The sequence below is a fragment of the Caulobacter sp. GW821-FHT10A10 genome, from assembly GCF_059415745.1.
In genome coordinates, this window is record NZ_JBWKNV010000005.1 from 279,618 (window position 1) to 296,354 (window position 16,737).

Annotated in this window: 17 protein-coding genes; 9 read left to right on the top strand and 8 right to left on the bottom strand. The window is 69.1% G+C overall.

Annotated features, from left to right (window positions below):
* Positions 1-59 precede the first annotated feature (59 nt).
* The 4 genes from sciP to AC07NS_RS15575 form a co-directional block, all read right to left on the bottom strand.
* Positions 60-341: a CtrA inhibitor SciP gene (gene sciP / locus AC07NS_RS15560; RefSeq protein WP_007675208.1), complete on the bottom strand. Its 282-nt coding sequence runs from the start codon at positions 339-341 to the stop codon at positions 60-62.
* 168 nt (positions 342-509) lie between these two features.
* Positions 510-2,192 (bottom strand): flagellar hook protein FlgE, encoded by a 1,683-nt coding sequence (gene flgE / locus AC07NS_RS15565; protein ID WP_494604630.1) that lies wholly within the window; start codon positions 2,190-2,192, stop codon positions 510-512.
* A gap of 139 nt (positions 2,193-2,331) precedes the next feature.
* The gene (locus AC07NS_RS15570; RefSeq protein ID WP_494604632.1) at positions 2,332-3,021 is read right to left on the bottom strand and encodes a flagellar hook assembly protein FlgD; all 690 of its coding nucleotides are present in this window, start codon (positions 3,019-3,021) and stop codon (positions 2,332-2,334) included.
* Between the two features lie 11 nt (positions 3,022-3,032).
* Positions 3,033-4,646 carry a flagellar hook-length control protein FliK gene (locus AC07NS_RS15575; protein WP_494604634.1) on the bottom strand — a complete coding sequence of 538 codons (1,614 nt, stop codon included), beginning with the start codon at positions 4,644-4,646 and terminating at the stop codon, positions 3,033-3,035.
* A gap of 47 nt (positions 4,647-4,693) precedes the next feature.
* Here AC07NS_RS15575 and AC07NS_RS15580 point away from each other — a divergent pair, with 47 nt between their 5' ends.
* Genes AC07NS_RS15580 through AC07NS_RS15590 form a run of 3 tightly spaced genes read left to right on the top strand, consistent with a single transcriptional unit; the run spans position 4,694 to position 8,102 of the window.
* Positions 4,694-5,062 carry a hypothetical protein gene (locus AC07NS_RS15580; protein WP_494604635.1) on the top strand — a complete coding sequence of 123 codons (369 nt, stop codon included), beginning with the start codon at positions 4,694-4,696 and terminating at the stop codon, positions 5,060-5,062.
* Positions 5,062-7,170, top strand: a complete 2,109-nt coding sequence (gene flgK, locus AC07NS_RS15585; protein WP_494604637.1) for a flagellar hook-associated protein FlgK — start codon at positions 5,062-5,064, stop codon at positions 7,168-7,170. Before AC07NS_RS15580 ends, flgK begins: the two co-directional genes overlap by 1 nt.
* 8 nt (positions 7,171-7,178) lie before the next feature.
* Positions 7,179-8,102: a flagellin gene (locus AC07NS_RS15590; RefSeq protein WP_494604639.1), complete on the top strand. Its 924-nt coding sequence runs from the start codon at positions 7,179-7,181 to the stop codon at positions 8,100-8,102.
* 8 nt (positions 8,103-8,110) lie between these two features.
* Here the strand turns inward: AC07NS_RS15590 and AC07NS_RS15595 are convergent, their stop codons facing one another.
* A complete protein-coding gene (locus AC07NS_RS15595) occupies positions 8,111-8,770 on the bottom strand; it encodes a GNAT family N-acetyltransferase (RefSeq protein WP_494604640.1) in 660 nt (219 codons plus the stop codon).
* Positions 8,771-8,903: 133 nt separating this feature from the next.
* On the opposite strand from AC07NS_RS15595, the gene mnmA reads away from it, so the two are divergent.
* On the top strand, positions 8,904-10,130 hold the full coding sequence (mnmA, locus tag AC07NS_RS15600) for a tRNA 2-thiouridine(34) synthase MnmA (protein ID WP_494604642.1): 1,227 nt from the start codon (positions 8,904-8,906) through the stop codon (positions 10,128-10,130).
* Between the two features lie 216 nt (positions 10,131-10,346).
* Here the strand turns inward: mnmA and AC07NS_RS15605 are convergent, their stop codons facing one another.
* Together AC07NS_RS15605 and AC07NS_RS15610 are read right to left on the bottom strand one after the other, a co-directional pair.
* Positions 10,347-10,877: a phosphoribosyltransferase gene (locus AC07NS_RS15605; protein ID WP_110118024.1), complete on the bottom strand. Its 531-nt coding sequence runs from the start codon at positions 10,875-10,877 to the stop codon at positions 10,347-10,349.
* 15 nt (positions 10,878-10,892) lie between these two features.
* Positions 10,893-11,855, bottom strand: a complete 963-nt coding sequence (locus AC07NS_RS15610; protein ID WP_494604643.1) for an MJ0042-type zinc finger domain-containing protein — start codon at positions 11,853-11,855, stop codon at positions 10,893-10,895.
* 57 nt (positions 11,856-11,912) lie between these two features.
* On the opposite strand from AC07NS_RS15610, the gene ftsE reads away from it, so the two are divergent.
* From ftsE to AC07NS_RS15630, 4 genes are read left to right on the top strand one after another with little or no spacing between them, the layout of a single operon-like run.
* The gene (gene ftsE / locus AC07NS_RS15615; RefSeq protein WP_494604645.1) at positions 11,913-12,644 is read left to right on the top strand and encodes a cell division ATP-binding protein FtsE; all 732 of its coding nucleotides are present in this window, start codon (positions 11,913-11,915) and stop codon (positions 12,642-12,644) included.
* The gene (locus AC07NS_RS15620; RefSeq protein WP_494604646.1) at positions 12,644-13,537 is read left to right on the top strand and encodes a cell division protein FtsX; all 894 of its coding nucleotides are present in this window, start codon (positions 12,644-12,646) and stop codon (positions 13,535-13,537) included. The genes ftsE and AC07NS_RS15620 overlap by 1 nt, the downstream gene beginning before the upstream one ends.
* A complete protein-coding gene (locus AC07NS_RS15625; RefSeq protein WP_494604648.1) occupies positions 13,534-14,160 on the top strand; it encodes a YdcF family protein in 627 nt (208 codons plus the stop codon). The genes AC07NS_RS15620 and AC07NS_RS15625 overlap by 4 nt, the downstream gene beginning before the upstream one ends.
* On the top strand, positions 14,157-14,870 hold the full coding sequence (locus AC07NS_RS15630; protein ID WP_494604650.1) for a lysophospholipid acyltransferase family protein: 714 nt from the start codon (positions 14,157-14,159) through the stop codon (positions 14,868-14,870). Before AC07NS_RS15625 ends, AC07NS_RS15630 begins: the two co-directional genes overlap by 4 nt.
* A 166-nt stretch (positions 14,871-15,036) precedes the next feature.
* On the opposite strand, the gene AC07NS_RS15635 is transcribed toward AC07NS_RS15630, so the two are convergent.
* Positions 15,037-15,585: a gamma-glutamylcyclotransferase gene (locus tag AC07NS_RS15635; RefSeq protein WP_494604652.1), complete on the bottom strand. Its 549-nt coding sequence runs from the start codon at positions 15,583-15,585 to the stop codon at positions 15,037-15,039.
* 38 nt (positions 15,586-15,623) lie between these two features.
* Between AC07NS_RS15635 and AC07NS_RS15640 the strand changes: the two genes are divergently transcribed.
* Complete coding sequence (locus tag AC07NS_RS15640) at positions 15,624-16,643, top strand: DUF2125 domain-containing protein (RefSeq protein ID WP_494604654.1); 1,020 nt, start codon at positions 15,624-15,626, stop codon at positions 16,641-16,643.
* The last annotated feature ends 94 nt before the right edge of the window (positions 16,644-16,737 follow it).

Consider the following 16,737-nt stretch of genomic DNA (forward strand, 5'->3'; position numbering starts at 1 on the left):
AGACCGTTCGGGCGCTTTGCGGAGCATAACCCCTCGCGCCCTATCAGTTTTTCCGCCGTTTAGCGGTATTGCTGAAGCCGGGTGGTCCGAAGACCCGCCAGGCCGTGCCGGTCGATAGACTGCTGCCAGGCGAGGAATTCCTCGTTGGTCAGCTTGTAACGATCGCACGCCTCGTCGAGCGAGAGGAGACCACCGCGGACGGCGGCCACCACCTCGGCCTTACGCCGGATCACCCAACGCTGGGTTTCCGGAGGCGGCAGATCCGACAGGGTAAGAGGCGCACCGGTCGGACCGATGACGTACTTTTCACCCCGGCTGTTCGTGCGCTGCTGCTGCAACATGGCTTTACGCCTTTCCCACAACCATCACTGTTGATGAGGAATATAGGCGCCGGGAAATAACAGCGGCTTAATTCCAGTAGTAAAGAAAGACCTAAACATCGGACTTCCCCAGGCTATCAAAGTGTATCGATGTGACACACTCTGATTAAAAGCGGTTAATACCTATGATCAGCGCTTAATGCTCAGAAGTTCTTCCAGCATCTGATCAGCGGTGGTGATGATTTTCGACGACGCCGAGTAGGCGCGTTGCGTAGTGATGAGGCCGGTGAACTCAGTCGACAGGTCGACAGTCGAAGCTTCCAGCGTCGAAGGAGCCAGAGAACCGGCGCCGCCCGAGCCCGGGGTCTTCAGGCTGTAGGTGCCGCTTTCATTGGTGACGCGGTAGGCGTTGCCGTTGACGCCCTTCAGGCCGTTCGGATTCGAGAAGGTCGCGACCGCCACCTGGGCGATGCGGCGGGTGACGCCGTTGTCGAAGATCGCCGAGACGTAGCCGTCTTCATCGACTTCGATGTTGGTCAGGTTGCCGAAGGCGGTGCCGTTGGTGTTGACCGACTGCACGACCGACTGGCTGTTGTACTGGGTCAGGCCGCCGGCGGCGTTGGCCAGGTCGATCTGCACCGACTGGCTGTCGATGCCCAGGCCGTCGGCCCAGCGCGGACCCGTGCCGGTGGCGGTGGGGTCCGAGGCGTCGATGGTGATCGAGGTCGGGTTGGTCGTGCCGAACAGCGTGCCGGTCGAAGACAGCTTGCCGTCGGTGGTGAAGGTGATCTTGCCCGAGCTGATCAGGCCGTTGGCGTTGTTGTCCAGGTCGCCCGGCTTGGCGCGCAGTTCGGCGTACCACTCGTTCGGGCCGGGGCCCTTGAGCAGCGACAGGGTGACGTTGCGCTGGCCGCCCTTGGAGTCCGAGATCGGAACCTGGATCTCGAAGTCCGGCTTCACGCCGGTGGTGCTGTCGAGCGCGTAGTCCGACATCGAGTTGGTGGCCGGGTCATAGATGCCGCCGGCGGCCGCTTCGGCGCTGGTGTCCGCGCCCAGCGAGGCCAGGGTCACGGTGGTGCCGCCGCCGATGTCGATGGTGGTCGACGGACCGGTGGCGCCCGTCTGGGTGAAGCTGGTCAGGGCGCCGGTGGTGGTGTCGTACACCGCCTGGCCGGTGGCGATGGCGTTCGTGCCGTCATACAGGGTGACGTCGTAGGTGCCGGCGGTGCCGGTCGGGGCGTAGTTCACCTTGTAGGCGTTGTGGATCACCGCGGCGCTGTCGGTCACGGTCTTGGCGGCCGTGGTGAAGCTGGCCGAGGCCGAGACCGGCTGTTCCGAGCGCAGGTTGGCGTTGACGCCGACGCGGGTGGTCTTTTCGGCCGTGCCGCCGACGCTGCCCACATTGATCGACGACAGCTGGGTCAGGTCCGACGGGTCGGGCGTGATCGCGCCGGTGACCGGGTCGGCCAGCCAGCCCTGCAGGTAGAGGCCGGCGTCGTTCTTCAGGTAGCCCAGGTTGTCCAGCTGGAACGAGCCGGCGCGGGTGAACGAGCGGGTGTCGGTGGCCGTCAGGCCTTCCGGCTTCTCGGTGGTGACGAAGAAGCCCGAACCGGCGATCGACAGGTCGAGGTTCGAGGTCGTCGACTGGGTCAGGCCCTGCTGGCTGATGAACTGGTGCGTCAGCGCCTTCACGCCGCCGGCGCTGTAGGTGCTGTTCTTGCTCTGCGAGGTGACCAGGGTCGAGAAGTTGGCCGACGAACGCTTGTAGCCGACGGTGTTGACGTTGGCGATGTTGTCCGAGATGGCGGCCAGGGCCGAGGAGTTGGCGACCAGACCGGAGACGCCGGCGAGCATGGCGCTGTTGATGGACATGACTGAATTCCTGCTCGTGAAGTTTGTGTCGAGGGGTTCAGCGCTGTTTGCGTTTGGGTCCGGGTCGGCCATCTGGCTCGGGGGGACCACGTCGGCGTCATTCTGACGCCCGGTTCATTCGGTAGAGGCCGGCGGGGCCTTAGCTGGTGGTGGTCGCCGGCGGGTTGGTGACGCCGATCACCGAACTGATCGGGACCTTGACCCCGTCGATGGTGACCATGTTCTGGCCGCTCTCGTTGGTCACCGCGGTCACGATGCCTTCGATCCGGCCCTTGGAGCTGGTGGTGATGTTCGCGCCATCGGCGTTGATGGCGGTGATCTTCAGGGTGTATTCGCCGCCTTCCGCCTGGGCCGTGCCCTCGTCGGACTTGCCGTCCCAGGTGAAGGTGTGGTCGCCCTTGGACATGTCGTCCGGGTACTTGGTGGCGATCGTCGCGCCGTACTTGTCGAGGACCTCGATCTTCACCGAGGTGCCGGCCTGGGCCTGGGTGTAGCTCCAGTCGGCCTTGCCGTTCTTGATGGTGGCCTTGTCGGTCTCGGCCGTGGCCAGCTTGTCCATCATGCCCAGGGCGTTGGTCAGGCCGCCGTCGTTCATGCCGACCAGAGCCGCCAGCAGGTCGTTGGTGACCAGCTGCTGCTCGACGCCCGTCATCTGGACGATCTGGCCGGTGAAGGCGTTGGAATCCATCGGCGACAACGGATCCTGGTTCTTCATCTGGGTGGTCAGCAGCTTCAGGAAGGTCTCTTCGCTGCTGGCGAGCGAGTTCCTGGAGTTGTTGATCTTGTCGAGCACCGAGGTGCTGCTGGACGTCGCGGTCGTGGTGGCCATGACGCTTGCTCCTAGATCTTGACGTCGACGCCGCTGGTTTCCGCACCGCGGTAACCAGGGATCAGCGACGAAGCCGAAACGGTGGGGATGTCCTCGACGGCGGCGCCCGCGAAGGCGCGGCCGGCGAAGGCGCGGCGGCCGTGGTCGCCGCCCTGGAAGTCGAAGAAGGCGTTCTGCTGCTGGCCCTGGCCGCTGTTGCCGCCCTGGCTCGACACGTCGAACTTCAGGGCGTTGTCGGCGACGTCGAAGCCGGCCTGGCTCAGCGCCTGGCGCAGTTCGCCGGCGCGGTGACGCAGGTCGGCGGCCGCTTGCGGATTGTCGAAGGCCAGGGTCGCGGTCAGCTTGCCCTCGGCGCCGATGCGCACCTGCACGTCGACCTTGCCCAGGCCTTCCGGCGTCAGGACGATGTCGAAGCGGGTCGACTTGGCGTCGAGCTTCTTGCTGATCTCTGCCGACAGGGCCGCGACCGTCTCGGGCGAGCCGCGGACGATGGTCTCGGCCGGCGCCTGGGCCGTTTGCGTGGCCTGGGTCTGGACGGTCGGGGTGAAGGTCGCGTCGATCTTGGCGGCGGGCGCGTCGGTCGGGGCGGTGTCGGTCGCCATCTTGGCGAAGGCGTCGGCGCCGCTCTTGTCGCCGTCGCTGTTGGTCGCGGCGTCGTGGGCGGCCTGGTCGGCGGCCACGGCCTGGGCGGTGACCACGGCCTCGCCCTTGGCGGCGACCTCGGTCTTGCCGGCCTGCGGCGCGACCGGGGCGGCTTCGGCCGGCTTGGCGGCCTGGGTCAGGGCGGCCGACGCGGCGACTTCGGTGGTTTCGACGGCCTGGGCGTCGGTCGCGGCGGGGGCCACGTCCTCGGCGGCCGTCTGAACGGCGGTCAGGCTGGCGATCTCGTCGCCCAGCGAAGCGGCGGCCGGCTGGGCGGCGTCGGTCGCGGCCTTGGCGTCGGCGACGGCCGACTTGTCGGTGGTCTTGGCGGTCTGGTTGGCCAGGGCGGCCTGCTCGGCCAGCTTGGTCAGGTCGGCGGAGGCCGGGGCCTGCTCGCTCGGCGACAGGGTTTGCAGCGCCGACAGGTCGACGGTCGCGGCGGTCTCGCCTTCGGTCGTCGAAGCCGCGGCGACGGCGTCGGAGGTCAGGTCGGCGGCGGCGGCGACGGCCGTGGCCGCGGCGGCGACCGGAGCCGCGCCGGCCAGCTTGGCGGCGCCGGCTACGGTGTCCGCCACGTCGCCGACCAGCTCGGCGGCCTTGGCCAGCAGGCCTTCGCCCTTGCCGGCGGCGGCTTGGGTGGAAGCATCGGCGCTCACGGCCGCTGTGGCGTCATCGCCCTGGGCCGGCTTGGCCGGTTGTTGTTGAACGGTCATGGCGGCGACCACGGCCGCGCCCACCTGGGCGGCGGCGGCGTCCTGGCCCGCGGAAGCGTCTTCACCATCCTTGCGGTCGGCGGCGGCCTTGGTCGCCGGCTTGGCCTGCGACTTGCCCGTCGGACGGGCTTCGGCCTGGTCGGACCCGCCTTCGTCGCCCGAGGCGGCCAGCAGCGCGCCGAACACGTCGCCGGCGCCAGAAGCGTCGGAAACGCCGGCGGCGCCCGGGGCGGGCGTCGGAAGCGGAAGAGAGGCGGCGATCGCGGTCATGCGGGTCGGTACGCTCGGGCTGGATGACGGCTCGGATGGAGCACGCCTTGATCCGCCGTTCCCTGAGCAATCGCCGGGCCAACCCGGAAATTTCTTACAAGTCTTTGATTTTAAAGATTTTAACTCCTGATTTACCCTTTCATTTCGACAGGTTGCGGCGCTTTTTGCCGGGCGGAAACGGAAAGAATGACCCCTCGTTTGCCGCGTCGGCGCGCCGCAGCCGGGCCAGGACCGGGGTTGGCGCCATCCTTGCGCTCACCTTTTCGTCGTCCGCACGGCGCACGGAACCCAACGCCTTGTATTTCAACGGTTTGCACATCTGTAACGAGACGCTCTCGACCCGGACCCGGCAAGTTTCGCCGGGCAAGGTCGCGTCGCGTGGTTCGTGCTTTGCCGGGCGGACAGGAGACTTCTGATGTCCCTCAACACCATCCTGAACACCGCGACTTCGGGGATGATGGCCGCCCAGACGGGCCTGCGCGTCGTCTCCGACAACATCGCCAACGTCAACACCGCCGGCTACGTCCGCAAGACCGTCAGCCAGTCGAACCTCGTGTCGAACGGCATGGGGGTGGGCGTCAACATCGACGCGATCAAGCGCGCGACCGACCGCTTCCTGCAGTCGGCCAGCCTGAACGCCGCCTCGGACTCGGGCCGGGCCTCGGCGCTGTCCAGCGCGCTCGACAACGCCCAGAAGCTGTTCGGCGACCCCAGCGCCAGCACCAACTTCTTCTCGATGCTCGACGAGGTCTATTCGGCCTTCTCGCAGGCCGCCGACGAGCCGTCCTCGTCGCTGCTGCGCTCCCAGGCCCTGACCAAGGTCGAGGACTTCCTCGGCGAGTCCAGCCGCATCACCGCCGGCCTGTCGAACCTGGGCAAGGACGCCGACACCAAGATCTCGGCCGACGTCGACCGCGTGAACGTCCTGCTCAAGCAGATCGACGAACTGAACAGCGACATCACCCGCGCCAAGACCACCGGCGTCGACTCGACCGGCTCGGAGAACATCCAGAGCGGCCTGATCGACGAACTGTCGGGCCTGATGAACGTGCAGGTCAGCCAGCGCGCCAACGGCGGCGTGTTGATCCGCTCGACCGAGGGCCTCAGCCTGGCCGGCGACGGCGCGGCCACCGTCAAGTACGAGCAGTCGCCCACGGCCAACGGCTACCTGACGGTCACCCTGCCCAACAGCGGCGGCCAGGCCAGCCCGCTGTACATCAGCAGCGGCGAGCTGAAGGGCCTGATGGAGCTGCGCAACACCGAGCTGCCGGCCCTGTCCGACCAGCTGGGCGAGTTCGTCACCCGCGCGACGGAAGAGCTGAACCGCGCCTCCAACGCCAACTCCGCGGTCCCCGCCCCCACCAGCATGACCGGCCGCGACACCGGCCTGGACGCCACGACCGCCTTCTCGGGCTTCACCGGCAAGACGACGATCGCCCTGACCGACTCCAGCGGCGTCATCCAGCGCCGCATCGACGTCGACTTCAGCGCCGGCTCCATGACCGTCGACGGCGTCGCCGGCCCGTCGTTCACGCCCGGCAACTTCCTGACCCAGCTGAACAGCGCCCTGGGAACCGACGGCCAGGCCACCTTCTCGAACGGCGCGCTCAGCCTGTCGGCCAACGGCGGCCTGGGCGTGGCCGTCGCCGACGACGCCACCACCCCGTCTACCAAGGCCGGCAAGGGCTTCAGCCACTATTTCGGCCTCAACGACATCGTCCGCTCGACCGGCTACTCGCCGTACGAGACGGGCATGACCACGGCCTCGCAGCACGGCTTCACCGCCGGCGACACCATCACCCTGCGCCTGACCGACGTCGAAGGCGGCCGCATCCGCGACGTGAAGGTCACGGTCCCGACGGGCGGCACCATGCAGGACCTGCTGACCGCCATGAACTCGCGCAGCGACGGCGCGGGCCAGTACGGAACCTTCTCGCTCGACTCCAAGGGCGCGCTGAACTTCAGCTCCAATAGCGCCTCGCCGGTCACCCTGTCGGTGGTCGAGGACAACACCGAGCGCGGCGCCGGCGGCCCGACGCTGAGCCAGTTGTTCGGCCTGGGCCCGTCCGAGCGCAGCACCCGCGCCTCGAGCTACGCGGTCGATGCGACCCTGGATTCCAACCCCAGCCGCCTGGCCTTCGCCAAGCTGGACCTGACCGCCGCGGCGGGAACCTCGTCCCTGGCCGTCGGCGACGCCCGCGGCGCCCTGGCCCTGGCCAAGGCCGGCGACAGCACGGTCAGCTTCTCGTCCGCCGGCGGCGTCGGCGCGGCGACCAGCAGCGTCCTGCGCTACGCCGCCGACTTCTCCGGCTCGATCGCCCGCAAGGCGGCCGCCGCCGAGTCCCGGAAGGACGCCACCGCTTCGGTCAAGACCGAGGTCGACACCCAGCGCCAGTCGCAAGAGGGCGTCAATCTCGACGAAGAGCTCATCAATCTGACGACGTACCAGCAGGCGTTCAACGCCTCCGCCCGCCTGATCCAGGCGAGCAAGGACATGTACGACGTCCTGACCAACCTCATCTGAGGCCGCCCATGACCCGTGTCTCCACTTCCAGCAACTTCGGCGTGATGACCTCCAATCTCATGCTGGCGCAAGTGCGCCAGAACGAGATCGGCGAACAGGTCTCCAGCCAGAAGATCGCCAGCGACCTGAAGGGCTACGCCAAGAACGCCGAGATGCTGACGGCGATGAAGAGCGCCCAGGCCAAGATCGACGGCTTCCTGGACCAGACCAAGCTGGTCTCCAACCGCCTGGACATGCAGGACACCGGCATCGGCCAGGTCTCCGACGCGGCCGGCGACGCCCGCGAGGCGATCGCCAACGCCCTGGCGGCCGGCAACGCCACCACCCTGATGGAGCAGCTGCAGAACGCCTTCGGCGACGCGGTGCGGGGCCTCAACACCAAGTCCAACGGCTACTACGTGTTCTCCGGCGCCAAGACCGACACGCCCACGACCACGGCCACCAGCATGGCCGACCTGACGTCCGCGCCCAGCACGGCCTCGCTGTTCCAGAACGACCAGTACGTCACCACCAACCGTATCGACGAGTCGACGACGGTGAAGACCGGCGTGCTCGGCGACGCCCTCGGCACGGGCCTGTTCGACGCCTTCAAGCAGATCCAGGCCTATGTCGACGCCAACGGCCCGTTCACCGGCAACCTGACCGAGGCCCAGACCACCTTCCTCAAGGGCGCCCTGCCCTCGTTCGACACCGCCCAGAAGGACCTGACCACGGCCCAGGGCAAGAACGGCCTGAACCAGAGCCGCTTCGAAGACGCCCAGACCGCGCTGCAGAACCAGTCCGACAGCCTGACGGTGATGATCGGCGGCGTCGTCGACGTCGACATGGCCGAAGCCGTCACCCGCCTCCAGGCCGCCCAGCTGGCGGTCCAGGCCTCGGCCCAGGTGTTCTCGACGCTGCAGAGCTCGTCGCTGCTGAACGTGCTGAAGTAGGATCTCGTCTAGGCGTCGGGACCAGGGATGACCGCCGTGTGCAGGCGCCCCTCGAACCGCCAGCCGAGCGCCTCGTAGAGCGCCCGCCCCTCGACGGTGGCGGCCAGAACGCCCTCAGCCGCCCCGCGAGCGACGGCTTCGGCGGCCAGGCGCGTCATCACGGCCCGGCCGAGACCTCGCCTCTGGTGAGCCGGATCCGTGACGATCTTGTCGAACACCGCGAACGGTCCAGTGAGCGCCGCGCGCCCGGACGCCGCCAGCGTCCCGTCCGGGGCCGTCGCGGCGATGACCAGCACCGCGCCTTCGAGGGTCGTCGACAGGCGATAGGCGGGATCGGGTTCGACCGCCGGAGCGCCGTCCAGGGCCGTCGCCATCAGATCGGCGAAACTTTCCAGCCGCCAACGCTCGTCGAGGGCCGCGATCAGCGCCTCGGGCGGACAGAACGCCTTCAAAAGCACGCCCGGCTGGCCGATCCCCCGCCCCAGCCGGGCGAGAGCGACCGCGTCGAGCACGGGAAAGACGTAGCGCGCCAGATGCCCCGGCTCGCCCACCGTCAGGTGGAAGCCGCCCGCGATACGCTCGGGCCGCGCCACGCCGCGCGACAGCGCCCAGCCGTCGACCCAGGCCTCGACCAGTCTCGGATCCGCCGCGTGATCGTCCGCCGCCATCGCCTCTCCCCTCGCCCGAACGCCGCACATAAGCCGCCTAGCCGCCGCCCTTTGTCAGCATGATTGCAGGCCGGCTCGACCTGCGACGCTGCTCAGCCTCGCAAAACCGTCGCTCAGGGCCTAAATAGCCGCGATGGACGCCGACCTCGCTCGTTTCGACCCCGCCCACGCCCCCGCTCCGGAGGGCGACGCCCTGATCGCGCAGGCCGCGCAGGCGGTGAAGCAGGCCGTCGGTTTGCCTGAAGGAACCCGGATCGTCGCGGCCATGTCCGGCGGCGTGGATTCGACCGTCACCGCCGCCCTGCTGGCCCGCGCCGGCTATGACGTGGTCGGCGTGACGCTGCAGCTCTACGACCACGGCGCGGCGATCTCGAAGAAGGGCGCCTGCTGCGCCGGCCAGGACATCATGGACGCCCGCATGGCGGCCGAGCGGATTGGCATCCCGCACTACGTGCTGGACTACGAAAGCCGCTTCAAGGAACAGGTCATCGAGGAATTCGCCGACGCCTATCTGCGCGGCGAGACGCCGATCCCCTGCGTGCGCTGCAACCAGACCGTCAAGTTCCGCGATCTGCTGGACGTGGCCCGCGACCTGGGCGCCGAGGCCATGGCCACCGGCCACTACGTGCAACGCGGCTTTGTCGGCGGCGGCAACCGCCCGCAGCTGCGCCGCGCGGCCGACCCGGGCAAGGACCAGTCCTACTTCCTGTTCGCCACCACGCGCGAGCAGCTCGACTTCCTGCGCTTCCCGCTGGGCGGCTTCGCCAAGCCGCAGGTCCGCGCCGTCGCCGCCGCGCTCGGCCTGTCGGTGGCCGACAAGCCCGACAGCCAGGACATCTGCTTCGTCCCCGAGGGCAAGTACACCACGGTGATCGACCGCATCCGCCCGCAGGGCGCCGAGGCGGGCGACATCGTGCACCTGGACGGCAAGGTGCTGGGCCGTCACGAGGGCGTCACCCGCTACACCATCGGCCAGCGGCGCGGCCTGAACGTCGGCGGCGGCACGGGCGAGCCGCTGTTCGTGGTCCGCATCGACGCCGAAAAGCGCCACGTCGTGGTCGGTCCGCGCGAGGCCCTACTGACCAAGTCGCTGACCCTGAAGGAAGACAACTGGCTGGGCGGCGAGGACGACCTGATCGAGGCCGCCAAGGCCCACGCGCCGGTCCTGGCCCGCGTTCGCTCGACCCGCGAGCCGGTGGCCGGCCGGCTGTCGCTGGAAGACGGCGGCGTGCGGCTGGTGTTCGACGGCCTGGAAGAAGGCGTCGCCCCCGGCCAGGCCTGCGTGCTCTACGACCCCGCCGATCCCGAGCGTGTGCTCGGCGGCGGGTTTATCGCCACGACCGTCAGGGCGATGGACTGATCCACAATGAACCTCCCCCTCTGGGGGAGGCGGCCGAAGGCCGGTGGGGGGGCCGTTTTCAGCTTCCGCTGGAGAGGCCGATTTCCGAACCGCTCCCCCCACCGATCGCTTCGCGATCTCCTCCCCCACAGGGGGAGGTTCGTAGAAACAGAAACGCCGCGAAAGCCGATCAGCTTTCGCGGCGTTTTGCGTCTGAGAGCCCCCGGGAAAAGGGCCTTAGTCCAGGGCGCCGATGTACGGCAGGCCGCGGCTCTTGCCTTCGTCGTCGAGGCCATAGCCGACGAGGTAGCGGGCCGGGGCTTCCCAGGCCACGAAGTCGGGCTCCATGCCGCGCGAGGTCGGCCAGGGCTTGCGGGCGAAGACGGCGGTCAGCACTTCGCTGGCGCCGGCGTCCTTCACCAGGCGGGCGGCTTCCGACAGCGACAGGCCGGTGTCGAACACGTCGTCGACCACCAGGGCGCGGCGACCAACCAGCGGGCGCTGGAGGTCGGCGCGCACTTCGCAGCGGCCGGTGCTCTTGCGCTCGTCATGATACGAGGCCAGCCAAAGGGCGTCGAAACGGACGTTGCGGCCGGCCTTCCACAGGGCGCGGGTCAGGTCGGCGGCGAACCACAGGCCGCCGGTCAGCAGGCAGACGGCGACGGTGTCGTCGTCGATGCGCGGGGCGATCTGACGGGCCAGGGCCTCGACCCGCTCGGCGATTTCTTGCTCTGAAATGAGCACTTCGGGGCGGGCGGGATCGGTCATGTCAGGGGATCTTGGTCAATGATGCTCGGCGGGAGCCGCTTCGGCCGCTCCGGTCTCATGACCAGGGGCTTCATGTCCAGCCCCTTCGGCCGCGGAATCCTCCGTATGCCCCTCGGCGACGGCATGATCCTCAGTCGGCGTGTCCTGGGCGCCGCGCAGTTCCGGCTCGCCGTGGCCGCCTTCGGCCGCGTGCAGACCGGTCTTGACGGCGTGGCCCGCGCCCTTCTCGACCGCGAAGGCGATCTCCAGCACCTGGGCGCTGGACGGCGGGTTCAGCAGGACGACCGAGAAGTGACGGGTCTGGCCCGGCGGGATGGTCGGGTCGGCGGCGGCGGCCAGCTGGCCGGCCACGCGCTTCTGGGCCTTGTTGAGCAGGGCGATGCGCAGCGGCGGCGCCTGCACCGGCTTTTCGGTGATGTTGCGGATCACGCCGGTGATGGTCAGGGCGGCACGGCCGTCCTGCATCGTCGGCTCGGCGCGGATGCTGCCTTCCTCGACGATCAGGCCGATGGTGTTGATCGGCGCGCCGACCATGGCGTAGGCGCCGGCGGTGCTCGGCCACAGCTTGCCGATGTTGAGGCGGAACACCCCGGCTCCCACCAGCACCACCACCATCACCGCGACCATGCCGCCCCAGACGATGCCGGTGGTCTTGGCCTCCTTCAGGCGGCGCTCGGCGTCGGCGCGGGCGCGGAACACCTTGGGCAGTTCCTCGCCCGGCAGGGCGCTGACCGGCGGTTCGGGCTCGGGCGTGTCGTCGAGGGCGTGCAGGGGATCCAGCGCCGCGGCCGCGGCGGCCCCGTCGTTGGCCGGCGCGGAAGCCGGCGGCGCATCGAACAGCTCTTCGTCGGCGGCGTTTTCGTTACGCGCGGTCCATCGCGCCCCGCACGAGGCGCAACGCACGACACGGCCAGCCGAACCGACCTTGGCGTCGTCGACGAAATAGCGGCTGGCGCACTCCGGACAGGTCAGTATCATGGCCGCGAATCGGTCATCCCCGCTTTACAGCATTGGAGGTCGCCGATTTTAACCCTGATGTCCAGAAACCCCATCGACACACCCGTGCGGACCGGCGCAGATCAGGACCTCGACGCCGTTCCCGTGGTCCGTTTCGACGGCGTCTCGATGCGCTACGGACGGGGCCCCGAAACCCTGCGCGACGTCGGCTTTTCCCTTGCCCCGGGGTCGTTTCACTTCCTCACCGGCGCCTCGGGCGCGGGCAAGAGCTCTCTGCTCAAGCTGATCTACCTGGCGCATCGTGCGTCACGGGGTCGCGTCGAGCTGTTCGGACGCGACATCAGCCTGGTCCACGCCGGCGACCTGCCCTTCCTGCGCCGCCGCATCGGCGTGGTGTTCCAGGAATTCCGCCTGCTGGAGCACCTGTCGGTGTTCGACAACGCCGCCCTGCCCCTGCGCATCGCCGGCCGCAAGCCCAACACCTATCGCGACGACGTCGCCGAGCTGCTGCACTGGGTGGGCCTGGGCGAGCGCATGCACGCCCTGCCGGCCACCCTGTCGGGCGGCGAGAAGCAGCGCCTGGCCATCGCCCGCGCCGTGGTCGACCGGCCCGACGTGCTGCTGGCCGACGAACCGACCGGTAATGTCGACCCGGCGATGTCGCTGCGGCTGCTACGCCTGTTCGTCGAGCTCAACCGCCTGGGCACCACGGTGCTGATCGCCACCCACGACGAAGAGCTGGTCGCCCGCGCCGCCCGCCCGGTGCTGCACCTGGAGCATGGCCGCCTGATCGAGCCGGGCGAGGCGTGATGAGCGGTCCGTTCGACATCAACCGCTGGAAGCCCGGCCCGCTGCTGCCGCCGCGCGACGCCCGCGACGGGGCGCTGGTCTTCGTCGTGGCCGTGCTGTGCTTCCTGGCCTGCCTGACCGCCCTGGCCGCTCTCGCCGCCAACCGCGCCGCCGAGGGCTGGAGCGCCCAGCTGACCGGCTCGGCCACCGTCGTCGTCCGCGCCAAGGCCGGCGAGACGCCCGACAGCGCCGCCGCCCGCGCCGCCGAGACCCTGGCCGGGGTCAAGGGCGTCACCCAGGCCCAGGCTCTCACCAAGGACAAGGCCGAGGCCCTGCTGGAGCCGTGGATCGGCCGCGACGCCCTGGTCGCCGACCTGCCGACCCCGCGCCTGGTCACCCTCGACCTCGATCCCAAGGCTCCGGCCAGCGCCGAGGCCCTGACCAAGGCCCTGAAGGAAGCCGCCGTCGACGCCATAGTCGACGACCACAGCCGCTGGATCGCCGACATCGAACGCGGCGCGGGCCTGGCCCGCTGGGCGGCGCTGGGCGTCTTCGCCCTGATCGCCGCCGCCGCCGCCGCCGTCATCACCTTCGCCACTCGGGCAGGCCTGGCCGCCCGTCACGAAGTGATCGAGGTGCTGCACCTTTCCGGCGCCGAGGCCGGCTTCATCGCCAGGCTGTTCCAGAACCGTTTCGCGGCCATGGCCGCCAGCGCGGGCTTGCTCGGCGGCGCGGCCGCGGTCATCGTCGGGGTGACGGCGCGGCTGGCGGGGGGCGGCACGGGCCTCACGCCGGTGTTGCCGCTGGCGTGGATCGACCTTCTGGCGCCCCTGCCCTGCCCGCTGATCGCCGCGCTGGTCGCGGGGCTGGCCGCGCGCGCCGCGGCCCTCCGCCTGCTGAAGGACATGCCGTGAAGAGCATCGCCGCCTTTCTGATCGTGGTGATGATCTGGACCCTGGGTCTGCTGGCCTTCACCTCGCGGGTGGAGCGCTCGACCCCGGCGGCCGATCCCCCCGTCTCCGACGGCGTCGTGGTGCTGACCGGCGCCTCGAACCTGCGCCTGGAGGCGGCCACCAAGCTGCTGGAGGCCGGCAAGGGCAAGCGCCTGCTGATCTCGGGCGTCAACCGCGAGGCCACCCGCGCCGACGTCCAGGACGTCACCAAGGCCGTCAAGCCGATCTACGACTGCTGCGTGGACTTGGGCTTCGCCGCCGCCGACACCGTCGGCAACGCCCGCGAGACGGCCGAATGGGCCAAGGCGCGCGGCTATGAGAGCCTGATCGTCGTCACCGCCGACTATCACATGCCGCGCTCGATGCTGGAACTGCACGCCACCATGCCGGACGTCGAGTTGCACGCCTATCCGGTGGCCACCGAAAGCCTCAACGCCCGCCGCTGGTGGAAGCGCAGCCACACCGCCCGGCGGATGATCGTGGAATACTGCAAGTACCTGGCGATCCTGGGGCGCGAGGCGTTCCTGAACCTGGGTCCGAAAGACAAGCCCGCCGAGACGTCGGCGAAGGAAAAAGACTCTTGATCTACCTGCGCTCGTTCCTGTTCCAGCTGTTCTTCTGGCTGTGGTCGGCCACCCTGGCCACGCTGATGCTGGTGACCCTGCTGATGCCGCGCGCGGCCAACCGCGCCGTGCTGCGCTTCTGGTCCCAGGGCGTGATCCTGGCCCTGCGCGTGCTGGCGGGCGTGAAGATCGAGGTGCGCGGCAAGGAATACGTTCCCACCGGTCCGGCGCTGGTGGCCGCTAAGCACCAGTCGATGTTCGACGTCTTCAGCCAGTTCGCCATCCTGCCGGACGCCTGCTTCGTGATGAAGAAGGAGCTGCTGATGGTGCCGCTGTTCGGGTGGCACGGGCTGAAGGCCAAGATGATCGTCGTCGACCGCGCCGGCCACTCGGCCGCGCTGAAGAAGCTGGTCCGCGACACCGTCGACCGCATGAAGGAGACCCGCCAGGTCGTGATCTTCCCCGAAGGCACCCGCGGCAAGGTCGGCGAGCCCGGCGACTACAAGCCCGGCATCGCCGCGCTCTATCGCGAACTGGAACTGCCGGTGACCCCGCTGGCCCTCAACTGCGGCCAGCACTGGAAGCACAAGAGCCTGCTGGTCGAGCCCGGCGTCATCGTCTTCGAATACCTGCCGCCCATCCCCGCCGGCCTCAAGCGCGGCGAGTTCATGCGCGAACTGCAGACGCGGATCGACACGGCGACCAAGGCGCTGGAGGACGAGAACGTCTGATCCTTCTCCCCTTGCGGGAGAAGGTGTCGGCGAAAGCCGACGGACGAGGGGTCTCTCAAAAATGAAACGCCGCGACAGCTGATCAGCCGTCGCGGCGTTTTCGTTCGTGCAACCCCTCACCCGACCTCGCTCCGCGAGGCCACCCTCTCCCGCAAGGGGAGAGGGTTCAGGTTTCGAGCGCCTCGACCATCTTCAGCAACGCCTCCATCGCGTGATCGCGCACCCCGTCCTCGCGCAGGTGACCGACCAGATCCCGCAGATAGTCGATGTTCGGCCCCGACAATCCTCGCGCCCCGGCGATCAGCTCGGCTTGCTGCTCCAGGGTCAGCGCCCCCGCCCACTGCCCGTGCTTGCGGTCGGACAGGAACACCAAAGCCGAGACCTCGCCGTTTCCGTCGATCTTCAGCTTCGACCAGGCCTCGAAATAGGTCTCGGTCGGCTGCTCGCGTTCGCGCAGGTAGGCGTAGACCTCGGGCCAGGCGCTTTCCGCGACCCGATAGGCCACGCCGCGCACCGCGCCGCCGGGGGCCAGGCCCAGCACCAGGCCCGGCCGCTCGTAGGTCCCCCGGTGATGCACCGAATAGATGCAGAAGGCGCGCCTGCGCCCATGGAGGACCGCCGTTCTTCGGTCTATGAACGGGAACCCGGGCCGCCACATCAGCGATCCGTAACCGAACACCCAACGATCGCCGCCCCGCGGCTGCTCGCTCGACACGCCTGACACCCTCACCGACCGGAACAGCCCCTTCGCCCATGACCCATAGCGACCCGACGCCGTCCCGCAAGCCCCGCCGTCGCGGCCTGGTCCTGCCTTTCGTCCTCGCGGCCCTGGTCTGCATCGTCTGGAGCGTCGGCTGGTTCTGGCTGCGCAACGAGATGGTCACGCGGATGGACGCCACGGCCGCCCACCTGAAGGCCGAGGGCTACGACCTCTCCTGGACCCGTCGCGAGGTCACCGGCTTTCCCTTCCGGCTGGACGTGCGGCTTGAGAACGCCCGCGTCGCCGAACCCTCGGGCTGGGCCGTCCGCGCGCCGCAACTGAAGGGCGAGGCGATGATCTACGGCGTCGGCCACTGGATGATCGTCGCCCCCGCTGGCGTGGTGCTGACCCGTCCGGAAAAGGGCGACGTCGTCGTCACCGGCGAGGCGTTGCGCGCCAGCCTGGCCGGCTTCGACCAGTATCCGCCGCGCATCTCGGTCGAGGGCGCCAAGCTGGTCTTCACCACCGCCGCCGACGTCGAGCCCTTCCCGATCAGCTCGACCGACGCCCTGCAGCTGCACCTGCGGGCCGGTCCCGAAGACCAGGCCGCGATCCTGTTCAAGGCCGACGGCGCCAAGGTGGCCTTCACCGGTCTGCTGGGCCGCATCGCCCAGGACCGCACCGCCTCGCTCTACTGGGACTCGCGCCTGTCGAAGGCTTCGGCCCTGCGCGGCGACAACTGGACCGACGCGGTGCGCGACTGGACCGCCGCCGGCGGCGCCATCAGCGTCGAAAGCGGCAAGCTGACCGCCGGCGACGCCCTGATCGAAGCCAAGTCCGGCGCCCTGACCGTCGATCCGAACGGCCGCCTGCGCGGCGCCCTCGACGTCACCGTGCGCGAGAAGCCCTCCCCCGCCGAAGCGATCACCGACGCACGTTCCGCCGCAGCGGCTATCGCGGCGGCCGCCGGCCAGGACCCGACCCTCAGCGCCACCCTGGAGTTCCAGGACGGCCGCACGCGTCTGGGACCGTTCGACACGGGTCCGTCGCCGCAGGTGTATGTGCCGCGGTAGATCAACGTTCCCTCTCTCTGAGAGAGAGGGAGGGGCCCATGGCGGAGCCATGGGAGGGTGAGAGGTTTCACCGCTTGCAGGCAAATCCCAAAAC

Excerpts from the sequence above, each read along its gene's own strand:
- sciP (WP_007675208.1), bottom strand. The coding sequence starts at position 341 with ATGTTGCAGCAGCAGCGCACGAACAGCCGGGGTGAAAAGTACGTCATC.
- flgE (WP_494604630.1), bottom strand. The coding sequence starts at position 2,192 with ATGTCCATCAACAGCGCCATGCTCGCCGGCGTCTCCGGTCTGGTCGCC.
- AC07NS_RS15570 (WP_494604632.1), bottom strand. The coding sequence starts at position 3,021 with ATGGCCACCACGACCGCGACGTCCAGCAGCACCTCGGTGCTCGACAAG.
- AC07NS_RS15575 (WP_494604634.1), bottom strand. The coding sequence starts at position 4,646 with ATGACCGCGATCGCCGCCTCTCTTCCGCTTCCGACGCCCGCCCCGGGC.
- flgK (WP_494604637.1), top strand. The coding sequence starts at position 5,062 with ATGTCCCTCAACACCATCCTGAACACCGCGACTTCGGGGATGATGGCC.
- AC07NS_RS15590 (WP_494604639.1), top strand. The coding sequence starts at position 7,179 with ATGACCCGTGTCTCCACTTCCAGCAACTTCGGCGTGATGACCTCCAAT.
- AC07NS_RS15595 (WP_494604640.1), bottom strand. The coding sequence starts at position 8,770 with ATGGCGGCGGACGATCACGCGGCGGATCCGAGACTGGTCGAGGCCTGG.
- mnmA (WP_494604642.1), top strand. The coding sequence starts at position 8,904 with ATGGACGCCGACCTCGCTCGTTTCGACCCCGCCCACGCCCCCGCTCCG.
- AC07NS_RS15605 (WP_110118024.1), bottom strand. The coding sequence starts at position 10,877 with ATGACCGATCCCGCCCGCCCCGAAGTGCTCATTTCAGAGCAAGAAATC.
- AC07NS_RS15610 (WP_494604643.1), bottom strand. The coding sequence starts at position 11,855 with ATGATACTGACCTGTCCGGAGTGCGCCAGCCGCTATTTCGTCGACGAC.
- ftsE (WP_494604645.1), top strand. The coding sequence starts at position 11,913 with ATGTCCAGAAACCCCATCGACACACCCGTGCGGACCGGCGCAGATCAG.
- AC07NS_RS15620 (WP_494604646.1), top strand. The coding sequence starts at position 12,644 with ATGAGCGGTCCGTTCGACATCAACCGCTGGAAGCCCGGCCCGCTGCTG.
- AC07NS_RS15640 (WP_494604654.1), top strand. The coding sequence starts at position 15,624 with ATGACCCATAGCGACCCGACGCCGTCCCGCAAGCCCCGCCGTCGCGGC.